The 21,960-nt window shown below is 44.9% G+C and carries 20 protein-coding genes; 10 read left to right on the plus strand and 10 right to left on the minus strand.

The annotated features are described in order from the left end of the window. Positions 1-46 precede the first annotated feature (46 nt). A complete protein-coding gene (argH, locus tag N4J56_RS18385; protein WP_317107753.1) occupies positions 47-1,459 on the minus strand; it encodes an argininosuccinate lyase in 1,413 nt (470 codons plus the stop codon). Between the two features lie 399 nt (positions 1,460-1,858). Next, on the minus strand, positions 1,859-2,263 hold the full coding sequence (locus N4J56_RS18390) for a RidA family protein (RefSeq protein ID WP_317107754.1): 405 nt from the start codon (positions 2,261-2,263) through the stop codon (positions 1,859-1,861). 258 nt (positions 2,264-2,521) lie between these two features. Between N4J56_RS18390 and N4J56_RS18395 the strand changes: the two genes are divergently transcribed. Beyond that, complete coding sequence (locus tag N4J56_RS18395) at positions 2,522-3,169, plus strand: metalloregulator ArsR/SmtB family transcription factor (RefSeq protein WP_317107755.1); 648 nt, start codon at positions 2,522-2,524, stop codon at positions 3,167-3,169. 35 nt (positions 3,170-3,204) lie between these two features. Here the strand turns inward: N4J56_RS18395 and N4J56_RS18400 are convergent, their stop codons facing one another. After that, positions 3,205-4,398, minus strand: coding sequence for a 4-hydroxy-3-methylbut-2-enyl diphosphate reductase (locus N4J56_RS18400; RefSeq protein WP_317107756.1), 1,194 nt, complete (start codon positions 4,396-4,398; stop codon positions 3,205-3,207). Positions 4,399-4,853: 455 nt separating this feature from the next. Here N4J56_RS18400 and N4J56_RS18405 point away from each other — a divergent pair, with 455 nt between their 5' ends. From N4J56_RS18405 to N4J56_RS18420, 4 genes are all read left to right on the plus strand, one after another. Continuing rightward, positions 4,854-5,219: a response regulator gene (locus N4J56_RS18405; protein ID WP_317107757.1), complete on the plus strand. Its 366-nt coding sequence runs from the start codon at positions 4,854-4,856 to the stop codon at positions 5,217-5,219. Between the two features lie 160 nt (positions 5,220-5,379). Continuing rightward, complete coding sequence (locus tag N4J56_RS18410; protein ID WP_317107758.1) at positions 5,380-6,480, plus strand: aspartate carbamoyltransferase catalytic subunit; 1,101 nt, start codon at positions 5,380-5,382, stop codon at positions 6,478-6,480. A 9-nt stretch (positions 6,481-6,489) separates the two neighbouring features. Beyond that, on the plus strand, positions 6,490-6,849 hold the full coding sequence (locus N4J56_RS18415) for a DUF433 domain-containing protein (protein WP_317107759.1): 360 nt from the start codon (positions 6,490-6,492) through the stop codon (positions 6,847-6,849). Between the two features lie 78 nt (positions 6,850-6,927). Continuing rightward, positions 6,928-7,818 carry a metalloregulator ArsR/SmtB family transcription factor gene (locus N4J56_RS18420; protein WP_317107760.1) on the plus strand — a complete coding sequence of 297 codons (891 nt, stop codon included), beginning with the start codon at positions 6,928-6,930 and terminating at the stop codon, positions 7,816-7,818. A gap of 156 nt (positions 7,819-7,974) precedes the next feature. Here the strand turns inward: N4J56_RS18420 and N4J56_RS18425 are convergent, their stop codons facing one another. The 5 genes from N4J56_RS18425 to N4J56_RS18445 all read right to left on the minus strand — a co-directional run bounded on the left by N4J56_RS18425 (position 7,975) and on the right by N4J56_RS18445 (position 14,455). Continuing rightward, a complete protein-coding gene (locus N4J56_RS18425) occupies positions 7,975-10,962 on the minus strand; it encodes a GAF domain-containing protein (protein WP_317107761.1) in 2,988 nt (995 codons plus the stop codon). Beyond that, positions 10,959-11,096: a hypothetical protein gene (locus N4J56_RS18430; RefSeq protein ID WP_317107762.1), complete on the minus strand. Its 138-nt coding sequence runs from the start codon at positions 11,094-11,096 to the stop codon at positions 10,959-10,961. Before N4J56_RS18430 ends, N4J56_RS18425 begins: the two co-directional genes overlap by 4 nt. A gap of 78 nt (positions 11,097-11,174) precedes the next feature. Continuing rightward, positions 11,175-11,849, minus strand: a complete 675-nt coding sequence (locus N4J56_RS18435) for a DevA family ABC transporter ATP-binding protein (protein ID WP_317107763.1) — start codon at positions 11,847-11,849, stop codon at positions 11,175-11,177. 94 nt (positions 11,850-11,943) lie between these two features. After that, positions 11,944-13,110 carry an ABC transporter permease DevC gene (devC, locus tag N4J56_RS18440; protein ID WP_317107764.1) on the minus strand — a complete coding sequence of 389 codons (1,167 nt, stop codon included), beginning with the start codon at positions 13,108-13,110 and terminating at the stop codon, positions 11,944-11,946. A 127-nt stretch (positions 13,111-13,237) separates the two neighbouring features. Beyond that, positions 13,238-14,455: an HlyD family efflux transporter periplasmic adaptor subunit gene (locus N4J56_RS18445; protein ID WP_317107765.1), complete on the minus strand. Its 1,218-nt coding sequence runs from the start codon at positions 14,453-14,455 to the stop codon at positions 13,238-13,240. 217 nt (positions 14,456-14,672) lie between these two features. Between N4J56_RS18445 and N4J56_RS18450 the strand changes: the two genes are divergently transcribed. The 4 genes from N4J56_RS18450 (at position 14,673) to N4J56_RS18465 (ending at position 17,475) form a co-directional block, all read left to right on the plus strand. After that, on the plus strand, positions 14,673-15,080 hold the full coding sequence (locus tag N4J56_RS18450; RefSeq protein WP_317107766.1) for a fosfomycin resistance glutathione transferase: 408 nt from the start codon (positions 14,673-14,675) through the stop codon (positions 15,078-15,080). Between the two features lie 71 nt (positions 15,081-15,151). Beyond that, positions 15,152-15,967, plus strand: a complete 816-nt coding sequence (gene rsmA / locus N4J56_RS18455) for a 16S rRNA (adenine(1518)-N(6)/adenine(1519)-N(6))-dimethyltransferase RsmA (protein WP_317107767.1) — start codon at positions 15,152-15,154, stop codon at positions 15,965-15,967. Between the two features lie 91 nt (positions 15,968-16,058). Next, entirely contained in the window at positions 16,059-17,117 is a 1,059-nt protein-coding gene (gene ispE, locus N4J56_RS18460) for a 4-(cytidine 5'-diphospho)-2-C-methyl-D-erythritol kinase (RefSeq protein WP_317107768.1), read from the plus strand. A gap of 55 nt (positions 17,118-17,172) precedes the next feature. Continuing rightward, positions 17,173-17,475 carry a DUF3082 domain-containing protein gene (locus tag N4J56_RS18465; protein ID WP_317107769.1) on the plus strand — a complete coding sequence of 101 codons (303 nt, stop codon included), beginning with the start codon at positions 17,173-17,175 and terminating at the stop codon, positions 17,473-17,475. A gap of 36 nt (positions 17,476-17,511) precedes the next feature. On the opposite strand, the gene N4J56_RS18470 is transcribed toward N4J56_RS18465, so the two are convergent. Together N4J56_RS18470 and N4J56_RS18475 are read right to left on the minus strand one after the other, a co-directional pair. Then, positions 17,512-18,441 carry a HetZ-related protein 2 gene (locus N4J56_RS18470; RefSeq protein WP_317107770.1) on the minus strand — a complete coding sequence of 310 codons (930 nt, stop codon included), beginning with the start codon at positions 18,439-18,441 and terminating at the stop codon, positions 17,512-17,514. A gap of 506 nt (positions 18,442-18,947) precedes the next feature. Next, complete coding sequence (locus tag N4J56_RS18475; protein WP_317107771.1) at positions 18,948-21,239, minus strand: bifunctional (p)ppGpp synthetase/guanosine-3',5'-bis(diphosphate) 3'-pyrophosphohydrolase; 2,292 nt, start codon at positions 21,237-21,239, stop codon at positions 18,948-18,950. A 297-nt stretch (positions 21,240-21,536) separates the two neighbouring features. Between N4J56_RS18475 and patD the strand changes: the two genes are divergently transcribed. Next, the gene (gene patD / locus N4J56_RS18480; RefSeq protein WP_317107772.1) at positions 21,537-21,914 is read left to right on the plus strand and encodes a heterocyst frequency control protein PatD; all 378 of its coding nucleotides are present in this window, start codon (positions 21,537-21,539) and stop codon (positions 21,912-21,914) included. Positions 21,915-21,960 lie beyond the last annotated feature (46 nt).

The following is a 21,960-nucleotide window of genomic DNA, read 5'->3' on the forward strand; positions in this document are numbered from 1 at the left end:
CTATTTTCTCAGTTTTGACTTTTAACTTTTGACTTTTGACTTATTCCTACGACTCCCGCATTTTCTCTCGGGCTGTTGCCAAAGCTTTTCGTACTTGCTCGAATCCCGTACCACCATAACTATTACGGGCAGCAACGACTTGATGAGGAGCGATCGCCTGGTATATATCAGTATCAAATGCTGGATGTAATTCTTGCCATTCTGCTAAAGTTAAATCCTTCAAAAGTTTGCCCGCGGCGATACAGGTTTTTACGACCTTACCTACCAAGTTATAAGCTTCCCGAAATGGTACGCCTTTAGTAGCTAAATAATCGGCGACATCTGTAGCATTAGAAAAGTCTTCTGCTACTGCTTGGGCGAGGCGTGGAGTCCGAAACTCCAATCCTTCAGCAAACAAAATTGTCATTGCTTCGACACAAGCACTAACGGTACGAACGGCATCAAATAACGCTTCTTTATCTTCTTGTAAATCCTTATTGTAAGCTAAAGGCAAGCCTTTTATCAGTACCAATAATGCCTGTAAATGTCCGCAAACTCTCCCAGTTTTACCCCGCACCAACTCCGGCACGTCAGGGTTTTTCTTTTGCGGCATGATACTAGAACCAGTCGCGCAGCTATCTTTGAGTTTGACAAAACTAAATTCTTCCGATGCCCATAAAATCACTTCTTCAGATAGTCGCGACAAATGCACCATAATGATGCTTGCCGCTGCTAAGAACTCTATGGCAAAATCGCGATCGCTTACTCCATCTAAGCTGTTAGCATAAACTCCATCAAATTCTAATAATTTAGCCGTGTAATGGCGATCGATGGGAAAGGTAGTTCCAGCTAACGCACCGCTACCCAAAGGAGAAATATTCACCCGCTTACGGACATCGGCAAGTCTTTCTTTATCCCGTTGCAGCATCTCAAAATATGCTAGCAAATGATGGGCTAAACTCAGGGGTTGAGCGCGTTGTAAGTGCGTGTAGCCAGGAATCAGCGTTTCAATATTCTGTTCGGCTAAATCGAGCAAAACCGTTTGCATTTGCCCAATTTGAGCTTGAATTTCTTGAATCTGGTGACGCAGGTAAAGGCGAATATCCGTACCGACTTGATCGTTCCGCGATCGCGCTGTGTGTAGCTTTTTCCCCGCATCGCCCACAATTTCTGTCAAGCGTCGTTCTACCGCAAAATGCACGTCCTCCGCTTCAATTCCTGGCGTAAATTGCCCGTGGCGATATTCTTGGCGAATTTGTTCTAAACCCGATACCAGTTGTTGTGCTTCCTCTGGGGTAATAATACCTGTATGCGCCAGCATTTGAGCGTGGGCGATCGAACCTGTCAGATCGTATTCGATCAGTTCGATATCGAAGCCAATACTAGCGTTAAAACGGGCGATCGCGGGATGCAAAGCCGTTTCAAATCGCTGGCTCCAAGTTTGGGATTTCGCTGGTGATTTCGGGAGGTGCGTGTTCAACTTTCCTGTACCCTAAGTTACCTAAGTGTGAAGATGTATTGCGATCGTTACAGAATTACCTCTGACTCTAAAAAAAAGCTGTGAATATTTTGTGAATGAACCCTAACATTGTAAATTTTAGATTTGAGACTTTGGATTTCAGAAGGATTATTCGTTAATAGTTTTGTCGTCTCAGCTAACGCATAATTAAAACTTGAAATCTGTATTTTTAAATACAGATTTTCCCAAACAAGACAGAAAAACTGAAAATTCAGTTTGTGGTTCTTCATAAATATATTTTGCAGCTGACACCTGAAACTGTGTGCTTTGTCACAGGCAAGTCACTCTCTAGAGGTGTTCCATGCTTGGGACAAAAATCAAAAGTCAAAAATCAAAAGTCAAAAGTTAAAAGAAGAAAAGCTAGGGTAATACTGCTACGGCATCAACTTCAAATAACATGCGATCGAGGGCTAATCTTGGCACTGGAATTAAAGTTTGGGTTGGTGGGCGATCGCCCCACCTTACCTTTACCTCAGCTCCTAATTGCTGTAGTTTAGACTCGTCATGATTCACCACCAGCGTAGTCAGCTTCACCACATGTTCTGGGCGCGCACCAGCCGCATTCAAAGCGATGTCAAGATTGGCAAAAGCCTGTTTTAACTGGGTGGCAAAGTCATCAGCAAGATTGCCATTTTCGTCCTCACCACCTTGACCAGCAATATAAACGATGCTTGCTCCTGCTGGTGCGATCGCAACATGCGTGTAACCGTTTGGAGAAGGATCGTATAACCCGACTGGATTGATGCGTTGAATTTCTCTATTCATCCTTTTGACTCCGAATAACAGATGGAATACATATGGTTCGTAGGGGCGCACAGCTGTGCGCCCCTACCATCTGAATTGCGCTCGCCAGCAATCCTATTTGGCAAAATCTTTTGAAACTACGTAAATCATGCAATACGAAACCCGTACTTGCCTTCACTTTCTAAAGATATTTCGTTATAAACTAGAGTTTAAAAGACAAAACCAACTTTGTAAAGGCTTTTCTTTATTTTCTGCCTTCTACCTCCTGCCCTTATCCCCATGAAAACCGAGCCACAGAATCAAAACATTCGGACAAGACGAGCGATCGTCAAATTGCTGAAACAAGAAGGGGCGATGGATGCTGCTGCGCTTGCTTCTCACTTTAAAATTTCTGCAATGGCAGTGCGACAACATCTATATGCACTGCAAAAAGAGCAACTCGTGACGTATCAGGAAGAACAACGGGCGATGGGTCGTCCGGCGAAGTTGTGGCAACTCACCCCTGCTGCCGATCGCTTTTTCCCTCATGGATATGCCGAGTTAACGTTGAGTCTAATCAATTCAGTCACAGAAGCTTTTGGATCGGAAGGATTAGAACGGCTGCTGGAAATTAGAACTCGCCAACAAATTGAAGCATATCGAGAGCAGATTCATACCACTAGCAGTATTCAGCAGCGGCTAGAAATACTAGCAACTATACGTACCGACGAAGGGTACATGGCAGACGTTGAATCTCTCTCAGACGGCTCATTTCTATTAATTGAAAACCACTGCCCGATCTGCGCCGCCGCCACAGCTTGCACGGGACTTTGCAGCCAAGAACTAGAAGTCTTTCAATCGACTCTAGGTGAAGACGTGGCGATCGCTCGTACCGAACATTTGATTGCAGGCGGACGGCGTTGTGTATATCGAATCAAACAAATGTAGAGACATGACATGTCACGTCTCTACATGTCACGTTTCTACATTTTGAGCGCAAAAATCTTCTCTACCACGTCAGCCACAACTTTATCGGGTGTGGAAGCACCGGAAGTAATCCCTACGGTAATTTTGCCACTGGGCAACCAATTTTCTGTGGCTGTAACCTCCCCACTGAGTAAGCGATGCTCGATCTGATTCGCTGTACCGATCCGGTTGGCACTGTCGATGTGATAGGACGGAATTTGATGCTCGATCGCGATTTCTTGTAAATGAGTCGTGTTAGAAGAGTTGAAACCACCAATGACGACCATCAGGTCTAACTTTTCTTCAACTAATTGAAACATCGCGTCTTGCCGTTCTTGGGTAGCATCGCAAATGGTGTTAAAGCTGATAAAGTGTTGGTTTAGCGTATCGGGACCGTACTTTCGCATCATCGTGCGCTCGAATAGTTTACCGATTTGCTCGGTTTCGCTTTTGAGCATGGTGGTTTGGTTGGCAATCCCAACTTTTTCGAGATCTGTATCGGGATTGAATCCTGCCGAACAAGCACGGCTGAATTTTGCCATAAATTCGTCGCGATTACCACCATTCAAAATGTAATTGCACACATATTCGGCTTGTGCCATGTTTAGCACGACTAAATACTTATTCGCAAAAGAACTGGTGGCAATTGTTTCTTCGTGATTGTACTTGCCGTGAATAATCGAGGTATACTCGCTTTTCTTGTGCTTTTCGACAGTATTCCAGACTTTAGCAACCCAAGGGCAAGTCGTATCGACAATCTTGCAATTTTTCTCTTGAAGCAGCTGCATTTCCTGCACGCTAGCCCCAAAAGCGGGTAGGATCGCGACATCTCCCGATTCTACAACTGAAAAATCTTTGACCCCAGCGACAACTGGAATGAACCCGACTTGCATTTCCTGCAACCGCTGGTTAACAGAGGGGTTGTGGATGATTTCGTTGGTAATCCAGATCCGCTGCGTGGGGAAATGTTGGCGCGTCTCGTATGCCATTGCTACAGCTCGTTCTACCCCCCAGCAAAAACCAAATGCCTCTGCTAAGCGAATTGTTACATCACCTTGTTGCAGAGTATAGCCGTTATCTCGGATTTGCTGCACCAGATTGCTTTGATATTCCGACTGCAACATCCCAGAAACTTCAGCTTCATGACCGAACCCTTTACGATGATAGTTTTCCGAGTGTTGGAGCGATCGTTTAAAAGCTTTCGTATCCATGCAGTGTTTCCCCATAAGCGTCTCTATTCTCGATCGTAAGCTGTTTGGCTACCTTTCTCAAAGCGCGATCGTTCTAATGTACCAATCGGACTGCTACATCAACTCATCGGAATTGCCCCGTTGTTTATCGTCTAATTTATCGCATCCGTATAGAAGAGAATTTACCCACGCTCTTTGTGAAGTTTATTACTAGTTTAAAGCAGATGATAATTTGAAGCAGTCCATTATAGCACCTGAACTGCTAATAAATTTGAACTGTCTATACATTACTAAAAAAGTTAGTTTAGTAAAATTTAGGTATAATATGATACTGTATAACAAAAGTTATAGCGTTACAAAGTTGTAAAAACAAGTCCGTAATTACTACGAACTACTGGGGATTGCAGTCAAAATCTCCAAATTAGTTGGGGTAAATACCAATTCTGTTCTGAGATGAAGTTTATCGCGAGATAGCAGTGAGGAAAATTCTAGTAATTGATAATGATGAATATTCTCTACTATTAATTTCTGACTTTCTCGCCTTGAATAACTTTCAGGTTTTGACCGCAGATAATAGTCGCTCGGGCTTACAATTAGCCAGAGAACAACAGCCAAACTTAATTATTTGCGAACTGGAGCTGCCAGAACAAAATGGATACGAAATTTTAAGACAGTTGCGTGATGAACCGATTACAGCTAGTATACCTATCTGGTTTCTTTCATTTGAAGCAGATATGGCAACTCGTCGCCGTGCTTTACAACAAGGGGCTGACGGTTACTTTCATAAACCAGTAAACTTAAACGAATTGCTCTCAGCAATTAACAATCTCTTTGGTGGGTAATTGGTTGTTGGTAGACGGTTGACAGTGACTAGTGGCTGGTGGCTAGTGGCTAGTAGTAAATAGGGTGTAGGGTGACAGTGACCAGTGACCAGTTAGTTATTTTATCTCCTCAGCTCCCGAGATCTCCGCGACTCTCTCTTCTCCCTGCTCCCAACTCCCTATGATCTGGAATCGCCATCACATTTTGTCTCTAGAAGATTTTACGCCGGAAGAATACAACACGGTGTTGCAGACCGCTGCCAGTTTTCGAGAGGTGTTGACGCGGCGGACGAAGAAAGTCCCAACCTTACAAGGACAGGTGGTAACGAATTTATTTTTTGAATCTTCGACTCGTACCCGCAGCAGTTTTGAATTAGCAGCCAAACGTTTATCGGCAGATACGCTAAACTTTACCGCCTCTACCTCTTCTTTGACGAAGGGGGAAACAATATTAGACACGGCAAAAACCTACTTGGCAATGGGAACCGATATGATGGTGATCCGCCATCGAGAAGCGGGAGTTCCTCAAGCGATCGCAGCTGAAATGGATCGCTTGAATGTCCGCGTCGGAGTCTTGAATGCTGGGGACGGACAGCACGAACATCCTTCTCAAGCTTTACTCGATCTATTTACAATTTGCACTCTGCTCGATCCCGATCGTCCGCGCTTGGAACTGTTACAGGGGAAAAAAATTGCGATCGTCGGGGATATCCTTCATTCACGGGTAGCGCGATCGAATATCTGGAGCTTAACCGCTAGCGGGGCAGAAGTCCACCTTGCTGCACCACCGACTTTGTTACCGCAGCTGTTTGGGGAGTTTGTTGGAGAGCAGGGAGCAGGGACGAGCTGGGAGCTGGGAGCAGGGAGACAAGGGGACAAGGGAGCAATTCCGGTCACCAACCACCAGCCACTAGCCACTAGCCACTCACCAACTACTAATTCCCAATTCCCAAATCGCAAATTATTCTTACATTGGCAAATCGAACCTGCATTACAAGATGCAGATTTTGTGATGACACTGCGGTTACAAAGGGAACGCATGACGCAGCACCTCTTACCCAGTATTAGAGAGTATCATCAGTTATTTGGCATTACGCGCGATCGCTTACAATTTTGTAAACCTGATGTCAAAGTTTTACACCCAGGTCCAGTCAATCGAGGTGTAGAAATTAGTTCCGATCTGATGGACGATCCCCAGTTCAGTCTGATTTCTCAGCAGGTGACGAGTGGGGTAGCGGTGCGGATGGCGCTGTTATATCTGATGGGTGGGGGTAAGGTTTAGGATATTGCTATGGAAGTTACACTGAATCGGCACATTGAGATTACACCAGAAATACGGGGTGGCAAACCGCGCATAGCTGGAACTCGCATCACAGTAGCAGAGATTGCCATGATGTATCTACGCATGGGTCAATCCCTAGAATTAATTGCGGGCAAGTATAATTTATCCTTGGCATCTGTCCATGCAGCGATCGCTTATTATTACGATCGCCAAGCCGAAATCGAGCAGCAAATGCAGGAAGATGAAGCGTTTGTCAATGCCTTGATGCGCGATCGTCCTTCTCGGCTACACGCAAAACTGAAGGCTTTAAGTTTAGTTTTAATCTATGAAGTGCTGTCTCCTGATGAGATGAAAGGATGGATTGAGTAGCTTTAGATAATGCCCTGTTGCTGATGTAGCTAGAGAACTTTTGATTGACATTTCAGTTATTTCGATTAAACTAGAAATATGGAAAATAAAGATACAGCGCAGTATGCAGATATTTTTGCGGCGCTGGGATCGGAACCTCGGCTGGAGATTATGCGATCGCTGTTTGCTGCATATCCAGAAGGAAGGACAGTAGGGGAGATTCAAGCGGTGCTGAATATTCCCAATTCCACCCTTTCACACCATTTGGAAAAGTTACGCCATGAGGGTTTAGTGAATGCCAAGAGAGATAAACAATTTCTTTGGTATTCCGCCAATGCTGCAACGATGGAAGATTTATTGTCTTTCTTGTACAACGGTTGCAATATTCGCCAACGTACCTCAATAGCAGATGAAACTTACTCAGCGGCGGAATTAATTCAAAATGAATCTACTTATGGAGGATTTATGTTTGAAGGATTTTTGCGATCGCTAGAAGGTTTTTTTGGCAGTATTTTCGATCGAGTTGCCTTACCTATAGGATTTGAAAGATTTACTCAACAGGCAATTCAAGCAATTATTCTAGCTCAATATGAAGCTAAGCGCTTGAAACATCATTACATCGGTACAGAACAGTTATTACTAGGCGTAGTTGCTGAAGAAAGTGGACTTCCCGCACGAGTTCTGACTGCAATGGGAGTTAATTTTGAGAATACTAGAATTGAAGTAGAAAAAAAAATTGGCAGAGGTACAGGTTCGCCGAGAGCGGAAGTTCCCTTTACTCCAAGGGCAAAGCAATGCTTAGAATTTTCTTTAAAACAGGCACGAGAATTCAACCATCGACACATTGGCACGGAACATTTATTGTTAGGAATTCTCCGCGAAGGGCAAGGCATGGGAGTAATAGTATTGAGAAATTTAGGCGTAGACTTGGAAAACTTAGAACAGAGATTGAGAACGGAAATGGGTAATGAGCCAAGGCTTGGCGAATAGAATTCGCGCTTACACAAGCGTAGACGCGCAGCGGCTGGCAGCAGGCTAGTCCGTCTGCGCGGACCGGTGGAACACAGAGGCTTTGAAACCTGCGGAGGCAGGTTTTATCTGTGTAGCCGCGACTTACAGTCGCCCAGTATAAGATCTAAAGTAAACTTACGATTCTTGAGTTGCGGCGGCGAGTTTGGTGAAAGATTCTGCCATTGCCATCGATCGCTCCGAAGTCTTGCTAGCAATATTTGCTGCTTGCAAAATAGCTTGATTAGCAGCAGCCGAAGCCTGTGTTTGACTGGCTGCAGCTTGGGAAACCCGTTCAAAAAATGAGATCATCTGGGCGCTGAAGGCAGCAATTTGATTGAGTTTTTGCTGAGTTTCTTCTATGACTTGACGTTTAACGATCGCCTGTTCTGTCCCCTCAATCGCGATCGCCGCTTCCCTGGTATCTGCCTGAACGTTTGCCACCAGAAGTTTCATTTGAGTAAATTCTGTTTCTAACTGCCCAATTGAAGCAAGCAATTTTTCTGCTATGGGAACAAACTCTGAATTGTCTCCGTTGGTAGTGCGTGAGACAGCAAATTTAATATTCATCGCTTGCAACTGAAGTTGATACATGACCTGACCGATAATCTCAATTGCTTGCGGTAATTTTTGGGTCGAGCGATCGAGTCGATCTAGCTTCTGAGTAACTTCAAAAATTGCTGTTTGGGTAGCCACAATCGTATTTATAGTTTGCTCGACAACCCCTTCACCAGTTTCTACTGTGGGTTTGGCTGGTTGAATTTGGCGTTCTGCTTCTTGGACGGTAGCCACGATTTTTTCCGTGACTTGAGCGACAGCCTGAACGCGATCGTAGGCAAGTGTAACCGAATCCATTTGGGCGATCGCTTCTTGGGAAAGAGTTTTGACAGAGGTTTGGCTACTTCGCAGCATTTCTGATATCTGACGCTGAAGTCCCTCTTTTTGCTGGCGTTCCTCTTGAGATGTCGCTGTAGCTGTTTGATAGGCTCGATCAATTTGGTTGAGCAACCTAGCATGGTCGAGGGCAAATCCGACTTGAGTGGCTAATTGGGTAAATAGATCGATCTCCCACTGTTGCCAGTGGCGCGGCTTGGCACACTCATGAGCGATTAACAGACCAAATAAGCGATCGCCCTTCAAAATCGGGGCAACTAAATTTGCTCTGACTGCAAACGGTTCTAGCTGTTGCAAATAGCATTCGCTCAAATCCGCAGCATAGATATCATCGATCGCGTTTACCCTTCCCTGCTGATATTTTTCAACATAACCATGTGCAAAACAAGGGTCTTGAATTTGCGCCCACATAGCTTTGGGAAATCCTGGTAAGACTGATTCGGCGATGACCGTACCGTACCAGTCAGCGTCAAAACCATACACCAGCACGCGATCTGTTTTTACCGCTTTGCGGACTTCTTCGACAGTAGTTTTGAGAATGTCCTCTTCGTTGAGCGAGGCTCGAATTCGGCGCGTTACCTGGGCGAGTAATTGGCTGCGAGAACCCTCAGCATCGATGCGTTGTAACAACCTAGCATGGTCGAGGGCAAATCCGACTTGAGCGGCTAACTGGGTAAATAAATCGATCTCCCATTGCTGCCAATGACGGGTTCTAGCACACTCATGGGCAATCAATAAGCCAAATAAGCGATCGTCTTTGAGTATGGGTGCGACTAAATTTGCCTTGACTGCAAATGGTTCGAGTTGTTGTAAATAACACTCGCTTAAATTAGCAGCATGGATATCCTCGATCGCGTTTATCCTACCCTGCTGATACTTATCTACATAATCTTCAGCAAAGCACGGGTCTTGAATTTGCGCCCACATAGCTTTGGGAAACCCTGGTACGACTGATTCAGCGATGACCGTACCGTACCAATTGAAGTCAAAGCCATAAACGATGACCCGATCTGTTTTCATCGCTTTACGGACTTCTTCGACGGTAGTTTTAAGAATATCCTCTTCGTTGAGCGAAGCTCGAATTCGACGGGTAATATCGATCGATAGCTTGGCTTGCTTGGCTTTCGTATCTATTTGTTCGAGCAAATCAGCGTGTTTGAGGGCAAATCCGACTTGTGCCGCTACATGGGCAATTAAATCGATTTCCGAGTGCTGCCAGGAGCGTGACTGCTTACACTGATTGGCGATTAATAAGCCATATAGCCGATTGTCTTTGATAATTGGCGCGCTTAATTGTGACGCGATCGCGAATCTCTCTAGTAGTCCAATCCGAGCATCAGGTAGATCCGCTTGATAAATATTATCAATTGCCTGCACGCGACCGTGGCGATATAACTCGATGTTTTCTTCTTGGAAAAAGTTTGTATCGATTGTCGCCCACAGCATTTTAGGATAGCTCGATGCTACCGATTCTTCTACAAAAGTTCCATCCCATAAAGAGTCATTATGACAGCGAAAGATCGCGACGCGATCGACTTTAAAGGCTTTGCGGACTTCTTCTACAGTCGTTCTGAGGACATCTGCTTCCGATAGCGATTCCCCGATCTGGTGCGCGATCTTCATCAAGATTCTGGCACGTTCGGCTTCAGCTTCTTGCTGCCATAACAGTTTTGGCAATTGTTGTTCGATCGCGCTGATATTTGATTCTAGGGCAACTAATTCGTCTTGACCAGCAACGCGATCGCGAGCATCTAGATCTTCTTGACTCAATCTATTGACTAATTTAGTAGAAACTGCTGTAGCATCTAGCACTGGACGAATCGCACGATGCACTAAAAAAAATGCGATCGCCGCCGCCCAAGCTGCGATTAATCCAGTTTCCAGTACTTGCGATTGTAGTTGCCGTTGCAGGGCATTTTCTGTTGTGGTTAACTCAGCGACATTTTGCTGTCTGGCTTGAGTAACTTGTTTGTGAATTGCCTGAGTTCCCAAGTAATTCGTCGTACCAACTACCAATGCTGGAAGGGCGCTAGCAACAACAGCCGCGATCGTTGCTTTCAATTTCAAATTCCACGATCGCATCTGCTGAATTGGTCGCAGCGTGTTGCTTTTCTTCAAGTCCCCTTGATGAGAGTCTGTACCCAGAGTGGTACTAGAATTTGCCTTACCATTTTTGGACTGAGAAGAAGGATCTTGAGTCTTAGGCATATTCTTGGGGTTGTCATTTGTCATTTGTCATTTGTCATTTGCAAAAATCTCATTTTGACTTTTGCACGGGCGGGTTTTGTCAAAAAATCTTTGTCATTGATAGAGAACTCTGCTAAACCCGCCCCTACCAATTCTTGACTTTTGACTTCTGACTTCATTAAAAATAGCCTATCGCTTCAATCGGTCGCTGGTTATCAAGATGGTTGTCGATTCTTTATGTGTTTGTTGGTAATTCTTTAGGTTAAATGACCGTCTTCCATTTCAATTATGCGATCGGCAATATCGAGAATTCTGTTGTCGTGAGTCACCATCAAAATAGTACATCCTTGTTCTTTAGCTAGAGATTGCATGAGTTCGACGACATCGCGTCCCGATTGCTTGTCCAATGCAGCTGTAGGTTCGTCTGCTAGGACGATTTTTGGATGATTGACCAAAGCACGAGCGATCGCAACTCGTTGTTTTTGTCCTCCAGAAAGATTGTCTGGATAGTAATCAATTCGATGACCTAAGCCTACAGTTTGTAATATAGTTGTCGATCTAGCCTCAGCAGATGATGAAGATAGATCGCGGTCTAATTCTACTGACATTTGTACGTTTTGTTTTGCTGTTAAAAATCCTAATAAATTGTGAGCTTGAAAGATATAACCAATTTGTCGCCGAAATTTTACTAGCTGTTTTTCGCTCGTACCAAACAGTTCTTTGCCTAAAATTTTTAAACTTCCTTCTTGCACGGAACGCAAACAACCAATTAAAGTCAGTAATGTCGTTTTACCCGATCCTGATGCTCCAGTCACGAGGGTAATTTCTCCAGCGTTAATCTCTAAATTAATATCGAATAATATCTGTTTTCTTAGCGCCCCTTTGCCATAGTAGTGATTGAGATTATGGATAGTGATCGCAGGTTCTTTCATTTACTCGCTCCCTATATTAGATCCCCCTTCCGTCCCCCTTAAAAAGGGGAAAACTCTCTTAGCCTCCCTTGCTAAGGGGGGTTGGGGGGATCTACTAGAAAATATCTGCTGGATCGGCAGAACGTAGTTTACGCACGGCAATAAAACCAGAAATAAAACACATGAGAACCGTTAATAAAAATACCATGACTGCTCGACTAGCAGTCATAAAAATTGGTAGCAAAGTTGCGTTTCTAGCTAAATTGTATTGTAGAATTGCAAAAGCAAACCCAGGTACGTAGCCTAAACTGGCTAAAATCAAAGCTTCTTGAAAAACGACTAACAATAAATAGGTTTGCGTATACCCCATTGCTTTCAAAGTAGCATATTCAGATAAATGATCGGAAACTTCACTATAAAGAATTTGATAAACAATTACAGTTCCGACAATGAAACCCATAATTGTTCCCAAGGTAAATATAAAGCCAATTGGAGTACTGCGCGCCCAGTAGTCTTTTTCGTAATCGATAAATTCTTGTTTAGAAAAAACTTTGACATCATCAGGTAAATATTGCCTCAGCTTTTCTAAAGCTATCTCAGCATTTGCCGCTGGTTTTAATTTAATGACACCTAGATCGATTAAGCCATACTTACGATTTTTGAATAAGCGCAAAAAATTTTGGTCGCTGGTAATCAAATTGCCATCAGAACCAAAAGATGCCCCTAATTCAGCGATTCCTCCTACCTTAATTCGTCGTCCGCCTACCTCGGCTGTAATCTTTTTCCCTTGCTCGAACTCAGAAGCGATCGCGCCAAACTCCGGTCGAGAACCGCGATCGAAGAGAACGACATCGGGCAATTTAATTTTTTCTATATTTTGTTGTACCCCTGGCAAATTGAAAACTTTATCTCTGGGATTAGTTCCAATAACCAAAACCTCAGCTAGCGCTCTAGTCTCGGGGTTTTTCCATTCAGTCAAGCCTAAATATATAGGATGTACGGATGCAACTTCTGAAAGCGCTAAAGTTTGATACAAGCGTCTTTGAGAGAAGCTTTCTAAAAAATTGATGGCGTTAGATTGAGGGTTGATTAAGACAATTTCGCCATCTAAACTAGAATGCAAACGCACGTTACTATCAAATAAAGCTTGCTGAAAAGCCAGTTGCATAAACATGAGAATATCAGCAAAAGCAATTCCAGCTAGTGCGACGATAAGACGAGGTTTTTCCCTAGTCAATTGCAACCAAGCTAACGGAATTTTGCGTTTAATAAATTTAGGCATTTTTGATTGGTCATTGGTGATTGGTCATTGGTGATTGGTCATTGGTCATTTGTTGACTGACAACTGTTCATTGGTCACTGGTCACTGGTCACTGGTCACTGCTCCCTGCTCCCTACTCCCTGCTCCCTCAAATATTAATTTTGACGATAACTTTGGCGAAGGTAAGACCGGAAACTCGTTGGCTGGCTTCTGGGGGTAGACCGACTTTGATTTCTACAACTCTGGCATCGACATCGGCGGCGGGATCGCTGTCGAGTGCATCTTGTTTACCGATCTGCCTGCCAACGTCAATGACTGTACCTCTCAGCTCTCCCGGGAAGGCAAGATTCTCGCTCCTGATCGCGGCTTTTTGACCGAGGCGAATTTTACCAATGTCTTCTTCTAAGACTTCGGCAATGGCAATCATTTGCTCGGTGCGTCCCATTTCTGCAACGCCTTGGGAACCAATTTTTTCTCCGGCGCGAGTGTGAATTTTGAGAATTTCGCCGCCAGTTGGCGCGCGCACGTAGGCAAGTGCCAAGTCTGCTTGAGCTTGTTTCATCGCCGCGATCGCCCTGTCAACTTCAGATTGTGCCAGTTGCACGTCCACTGGACGAACTTCTTGAATTTTATTTAAAGTCGCTTTTGCTGCTTCAATTTGCCTTTGCAGCGTCGCAATCGTCTGTTGGCGAGTCGATTGAGTTTCGTTTAATTGTTCGGTAGCAGATTTAGCATTCAAACTGCGGCGATCGAGTTCTTGAGAGGAGATCGCACCGTTTTGATACAACTGCTGGTAGCGTTGCAAATCGATCGCGGCGTTGCGCTGCTCGGCTTCTAGGCGGGCGATCGCTGCTTGTAAGATTTGCTGTTGTCCGGCGAGTTCGGCTTGCAGGCGGGCGATCGTTGCTTGCTGTGCCTCAATTTCTCCAGTTTGCGCCCCTGCTTTGACTTTGGCTAAATTTGCTTGAGCGACTTTGACATCTTCCTTGGCTTTGGCTAAAGCTGCCAAAGCGCGATCGCGGTTATCTAAAACGGCTATAACATCACCACTACGTACTCTTTCACCCTCTCTTACCATCAACTGAAGTACTCTTGCTCCTTCCAGAGCAAAGGAAGAACTAGGGGCAGATAATTGAATCACATCCCCACGCGGCTCTAAACGTCCCAAGGCACTAACAGCATCTATCTTTGGGGGTTTTTGAGTTACGGGTGCAGGTGCGGGGGTTTGACTCTGCTGAAATTTACTCAGCGCCAAAGCTCCCGTTGCTATTCCCAGAATTAGAGCTAAGGCAATCCGCCACCAACCCTTGGGTTTCGCACCTGACTCCTCCTCGAACTGAGTTTTCTTTTCCCTAACGGTTGACATGATGGATCGATTGTTACGCTCGGATATTGTTTTCCCGCGCCACAAAGCTAAGATGAAGCAGGCTGCGATCGCTTCTGTCTCATCGTAGGGAATGTCTGACTACAGCAACTATGCAAATCTTTCTACCTTGTTTGATATTTTTTTAGTTGTTGTAGTTTTAGTTGTTGTAGAAAGGCAGAGGGCAGAAGGAATTTATGAAGAGTAGGTGAGTGTCAAAATGATTACTGGTATCAACCACATCACGCTATCAGTATCAGATTTAGACCAAGCTTTTGTGTTTTACAGTCAAGTCCTGAGCTGCAAGCCAGTGGCACGATGGCGGCGTGGTGCATATCTTCTAGCTGGCGATTTATGGTTGTGCTTGTGTTTAGATCGGCAAGCGAGACAAGGCACGTTACCAGAGTACACTCATATTGCATTCAGTGTTGCCGAACCAGATTTTCAGAAAATCGAGCGTCAAATCTCTGATGTTGCTACCATTTGGCAGCAAAATAGTAGTGAAGGGCGATCGCTCTATTTTTTAGATCCAGATGGGCATAAGTTAGAAATTCATGTTGGAGATTTGCAGGCAAGAATTGAGGCAGTACAAGCACAGCCTTACGAAGGAATGGAATTTTTTATTTAGATTGGTAATTAGTAATTGGTAATCGGTCATTCTTCACTACTCACTACTCACTACGCATTGACTCATTTAAAGTGGTAAGAACTAGAAAACAATTTGCCCAGCACTGGCTTAAGAGCGAGAAAGCTTTGGATCGGATCGTCCTAGCCGCAGAGATTCAACAAGGCGATCGCATTTTAGAAATTGGTCCTGGTACAGGTGTTTTAACTCGGCGGCTTTTACCCCTCGCCTTATCTGTAGTAGCGGTGGAAATCGACCGCGATCTCTGTCAGTTGCTAACACAAAAATTAAAAAAAGTAGAGAATTTTTTACTATTGCAAGGTGACTTTCTAAATTTAGATTTAGCGACTTTATTAGCTCCATTACCAAATTTTCAAAAGCCAAATAAAGTTGTTGCTAATATTCCGTATAACATTACTGGTCCAATTCTAGAAAAACTCCTGGGTACAATTGCCGAACCTAATCCAGAGCCATACGAATCAATTGTATTGTTGGTTCAAAAAGAAGTGGCAGATAGACTGTATGCTAAACCTGAATCGAAAGCATTTGGGGCTTTGTCTGTCAGAGTGCAGTATTTAGCAGCCTGCGAACAGATTTGTATTGTCCCAGCAGGAGCTTTTCAACCACCACCAAAAGTAGATTCTGCCGTGGTGCGGTTGCGTCCGCGATCGTTGTCAAATGTAGCCAACAATCCGAAGCAATTGGAAGCTTTAGTCAAAATCGGTTTTAGTGCCAAGCGGAAAATGTTACGAAATAATTTAAAAGCAATAGTCGATAGCGATCGCCTCAACCATTTACTGCAAGAATTGAATATAAACCCCCAAGCCCGCGCCGAAGATCTCAGCGTGACTCAGTGGGTGGATTTGAGTAATGGGTTAGGTGATGGGTAATAGGTAATGGGTAATAGGTAATGGGTAATTGCTCTCCCCCAGCTCTCTTACTCTGCTCCCTGCTCCCTGCTCCCTAATAACTGATAACTGAATGCGTTCCTATTCTCTGATTGCTCCGGCAAAAATAAATTTGTATCTGGAAATCTTAGGCGATCGCCCAGATGGATATCACGAATTGGTAATGATCCTGCAAAGTATCGATCTGGCTGACAAAATCGATCTTCGCGCAATTAGTACCGATACGATCCGCGTCCATTGCGATCATGCCCAAGTTCCTTCTGATAAAAGCAATCTCGCTTATCGCGCCGCCGAACTGATGGCGAAACAATTTCCAGAAAGTTTTGCTCAATATGGCGGGGTAGAAATTACGATTCACAAAAAGATCCCGATTGCTGCTGGTTTAGCAGGAGGATCTAGCAATGCTGCTGCCGTTTTGGTCGGCATAGATTTATTGTGGAAACTGGGACTCACGCAATCGGAACTACAGGAACTCGCAGCCCAAATTGGTTCTGACGTACCTTTTTGTATTGCTGGTGGAACGGCGATCGCCACAGGACGGGGAGAACAGCTTTCTCCTCTCCCCAGTCTCGATAATTTCTACGTCGTTCTCGGTAAACACCGTAGTTTGGCAGTCTCTACAGTTTGGGCGTATTCAACCTATCGCTCCACCTTCGGTCATACCTACACGAGAAATATCCAAAACTTAGAATCTCGCGCTCAAGCCGTCCACTCAGGACCCATGGTGAAAGCGATTATTCATGAAGATGGGGCAGAAATTGCCCAAAAACTGCACAACGATTTAGAAAAAGTCGTGTTACCAGAATATCCCCAAGTCTCGCAACTACGACAAGCATTTCAAGACAGCGGTGCTAATGGTGCGATGATGTCTGGTTCTGGTCCCACAGTATTTGCTCTCTGTACTTCTTTACAACAAGCCCAACAGGTACACCAGCAAGTCCGTCAAACCATCCCCGATCCCGATCTAGACTTATGGATTGCCCAAATGTGTAGTGGGGGAATACAAGTCAGTTATCAGGGAGCAGGGAGCAGGGAGCAGGGAAAGACAAGGGAGACAAGGGAGACAAGGGGACAAGGAGCAAACAGAGCAGAGGGAGCTTCAGGTGCAGAGGAGCAGAGGGAGCAATTCTAGCCACTAGCCACTAGTCACTGTCAACCGTCAACCGTCAACCGTTAACCAATTACCAATGCCAGACAATCAAACCACACAATCGCCAGAACCCACTCCCTTACGCTGTCTGAGTGGCGCAGTTATTTCGGCAGGAATTGCTTTTGCAGCCTATTCTCTCACAGCCGCGATCGCTCAAACGTTTGCTCGCAAACCAATTCATTCTGATAATTTTACTGTCGTTAATATTGCTGCTGCCGTCCGTACTCTGGTTGTAGGAATCATGGCACTAGGTACAGGTATATTCGGTATTGTCGCTATAGGTCTAGTTGCACTTGCGATTCAACTTTCGATTCAAAAACTGACGAAAAAAGAAGAGTAGGGGCGCACAGATGTGCGCCCCTACAACCTGATTTTTTTACTTCCGAAAAAGCCGCATAGCGTGGTAACAGACTTTTTCGCGCAGACGATAAACATCTTTAGTCGTTAAATTTAACTGAGAAGCGATCGCTTGCTGCGATTGTCCTTGGAGGTATAAATTCAACCACTCTACGGCTAAACGTCCCAACTTTTGCTCTAGATATTTGGATAGCTGCTGTTTGATTTCATCTCGCTGCTGCTGTTGTTCGGCTGCTTCTTCTTGCTCGCGATCTTGCTCGATTGCTTGGGCATCTAACAAACTGAAACTGCGATCGCTATCTTCTGTGGGAATTTGGGCAAAGACAATCCGAATCTCTCCCTTTTTTGGAACTTGGGTGACTCCTCCTGGCGACAGACGACGCATGTAATTGATAAAGCGATAAACGATCAGCGGTTGATTGCGAACTGGTCGCAAGCAGTACTCTTCAATCGTCGTAAATAGTAAGGCATGTCGTAGGCAAATATCGTCCGTACATTTAGCGATCGCTGTCATTTGCTGTTGTAAGTAGCAATCGCGTTGCAGTAAATCTTGCAAAAATTCTTGTAATACTTCCGTCACCTGACGGCGGCGATCGCGGCTGAGATCTACCATCATCCGAATCTTATTTTGCAGCACGACTAGGCTACCTAAGCGAGTCATGAGACGACGATAGCCTTGTTCTGGCGGTTGTCCCAAATAACGATTCTGCAAAATTCGATAGCGATATGCCATTCCTTGCTGGATCAGTTGGATTTGCTCTGCGTCAAGCTGGTCGAATTGCTCGAAATGGTTTCCTATTAGCCAGCAAACAATACTATCTCTAGTAGCTACACGGCGATCGGGATAGTCGAATGCCAATTGCCAGTGCCAAGCTTGCAATATATTTTCAAATGTAGCGTTTTGGCTAGCTGTAAATTTTGATTCTAAAGGTAATGTGACAACCTGCATTTGCGACTCCTTGCTTTACTCAATACTGCTCGGTCAATCGTGCTTAGTTGGACGAATAGCGCGATCGCGGCAGTTGTATTCTGGTTTTTACCCCTATCGGGAGCGCAACACGTGCAGTCTTGTCGTTCCTAGCAATCCTCCCAAGGGTGGTCTGTTGACAGTTACCAGTTACCAGTTACCAGTTACCAGTGACCGTTTATCATTACCTGAAACGTTTGGTAACTGCTTCAAGGTTGATGTGACCATGAATACAGATTAAAATACGGCTTCGATTTTGCCAGCATGAAAAAGTCAGAAATAGACAGCACTTCGCCAAACGACGCTAAATCGCTCCCTAGTTGACTAGTGAGGAAAGGTCTGAAAAAGTCATAAATGAAGTCGGAAGTCGTAAGTCGTAAGTCGGGTATTCACAAGTTGGCTGTTGGGTTTTTCTCCCCCAACTTAAGAGCAGCTCTCTTCCCCAGATTCCCCTCGCTCCTCGCTCCTCGCTCCTCGCTCCTCACTCTTCATTCATCCACTTGACCGACGCGGCGCAGGTCGATAATGTCGCTCATTTTGCGGATTTGGTTGAAGATGTGTTCGAGTTGATGGCGATCGCGAATATCTATGCCTAATTCAATGATTGCTGGCTGACCGTTGGCTGTTTTGACGGAAGCATGGCGGACGTTGATACTTTGGTCGCTCAGGCGCGATAGTATGTCTTTTAATACACCGACACGATCGATCGCTTCAATTTGCACGTTTACCTGGTAAGTCTGCGGACGGGGACTGCGATCGCCGTTAGCGTTCCAACTGACGGGAACGAGGCGATCGTAAGGGACGTTATCGACGTTCTGACAACCTTGACGGTGAATCGAGATGCCACGCTGAGAACGGGTGGTTACGACACCAATAATGGATTCTCCTGGGATTGGGCTGCAACACTTTGCCAGGTGGTAAAGCAATCCTTCTACACCTGCGATCGGCGATTCGCTAGCGCGAGATTTAGGTGCAACTGCTGCTTCCCGGGGTGATTTTGCATTTGCAGGTATTAAACTGAGAGGAACTTCTGGTTCGGCAGGAATGAGTTGCTGCCCCTTCACGATCTCTCGCCAGCGGTTGAGAACGAGGTTTAACGTCAGTTCCCCGTAACCCAGGGCAGCGAGTAAGTCTTCGACGCTATGATAGTTGCAGCGTTCGGCTACAGCTTGCATCGGTTCTGACTTGAGCAAGGCTTCAAAACCTGTTTTCCCTAATTCTTTTTCTAACAATTCCCGTCCGCGGGCGACGTTTTCTTCCCGCCGCGATCGCTTGTACCATTGGCGAATTCGGTTTTTCGCTGCTGAAGTTCTGACAAAATTCAGCCAATCTAAGCTGGGATGGCTGTTTTTCTGAGTTAAAATGTCTACAATATCGCCATTTTTTAAGGCTGTATCCAGCGTTACCATTCTGCCGTTAACTTTCGCCCCCGCACAGTGATTTCCCACTTCTGTGTGAATCCGGTAAGCGAAATCTATTGCTGTCGAGCCAGGGGTGAGAGGCACAACATCACCCTTGGGAGTGAAGACATATACTTCGTCTTCAAATAAATTATCCTTGATACTCTCTAAGTACTCTTGAGCATCTTTGAGGTCGTTCTGCCACTCCAAGAGTTGGCGCAACCAGGTGAATTTCTCATCTACAGGTGTCAGCTTGGTATGGCTAGAACCTCCTGTTTCCTTATACTTCCAGTGCGCGGCAATCCCATACTCGGCAATGTGGTGCATATCGATTGTGCGGATTTGCACTTCGAGAGGACGACCTGTAAATCCGACTACTGTAGTGTGTAGAGACTGGTAGCGATTGGGTTTGGGTAAGCCGATATAGTCTTTAAATCGACCGGGAATCGGTCTAAAAGCGTCGTGGACTACAGCTAAAGCGCGGTAGCATTCTTCGTTAGTTTTGACGATAATCCGAATTGCAGCTAGATCGTAGATTTCGTGGAATTCTTTTTGCTGTCGCTGCATTTTTTGGTAGATACCATATAGATGCTTGGGACGACCGCTAATATCGATACATTGAATGTGTGATTGCGCCATTCCCTGCTGCAAAACTTCAATCACCCGCGTCAGCCTTGCTTCTCGGTCTGTTCGCTTCTCCGCTACTAAGTCTTGAATTTGACGATATGCGTCTGGTTCGAGATATTTAAAGGTTAAATCTTCTAATTCCCATTTAAATGTTCCAATACCTAGCCGATTTGCCAGTGGAGCAAAAATTTCTCTGGTTTCTAAAGCGATGCGACGGCGTTTTTCATCGGGTAAGTGTTCCAAAGTTCGCATATTGTGCAGGCGATCTGCAAGTTTCACGACAATGACGCGAATATCTTGCGCCATCGCCAAAAACATGCGTCGGAAATTCTCTGCTTGCCGTTCCGTTTTACTCGAAAAAGTTTCGGAAAACTTAGATAGTTTTGTAACACCTTCTACTAAATGCTTGACTTCTGCGCCAAATTGTTGCTCTATGTCCTCTAGGGTTACATCCGTATCTTCTACTACGTCGTGAAGAAATCCGGCTGCAATCATCGCGCTACCACCTCCCAGATCTCTGAGCAAACCCGCTACAGCTACGGGGTGACAAATGTAAGGTTCTCCTGACTTGCGGTATTGCCCTTGATGCAGTTGGTAAGCAAAGTTAAAAGCACGACAAATTAGCTGATTATCTGTCGCAGTAGGTTGTGTTTCTAATTCCGAATTCTCTACAAGGCAGGTTTGCAACCAGTCAGGTATAGTACATTCGTAGGAATTACAAACAGTGGTGGCAGTAGCAGTCAGGGTGTTCATGGGGGCGGCTTCAAACACTCTTTAATTTTGGGGGATGAGTAAGCGTAGCATAAACTACAATCTTGTGGCTGGAATTATTGCCGAAGTGTACATATGGCAATAGATCTATGAAATCGTGGTATTGAGAAAATATCTTGCCAAATCGCACGTAATAAGACAAATTTCAAACCTGTTGAATTTCAAGCTGGTTCAATCTCGAACTGGTTTAATCTCAAATTTATTCGCTCAGGTAGATTAATGGACTTTATGCTTTGAAACATAATTCTTTACACTAATAATATCTTATTAATCCGCTCTATGTTGCCAGATCTTTATTATCAGTGCTATCAGAAACTGAGCGAACTGCTAAAGGGAATAAAACAAGCAGCAACAGCGCCAGAGGTGGAACCCCTCAGACTGCGCCAGGATATTTTGGCGGCACAACGATATTTTCAGCAACAGATTGCTAGTTTAGATAGTCAAGATCTTGACCCAGCGGTAGAGTCGAGAATACGATCGCTGCAAACGGAAATTAGTAAGCAATTCAACTTGCTCAGTATGGATGTGACATTTTTGCAAGCTGCCAGACAACCTCAGACCCTACAAACTCGCAAACAGCAGATTACCCAACGCCTTCAGACTCTACTGAGTTATTGTGAGGCGATTTTAGTTTTGGACAAGGGGGACAAGGGGTGAAAGAGAGCTGAGGGAGCTGAGAAAGCTGAGGGAGAGCAATGACCAA

This window comes from Chroococcidiopsis sp. SAG 2025 (genome assembly GCF_032860985.1).
Classification (GTDB): Bacteria; Cyanobacteriota; Cyanobacteriia; order Cyanobacteriales; family Chroococcidiopsidaceae; genus Chroococcidiopsis.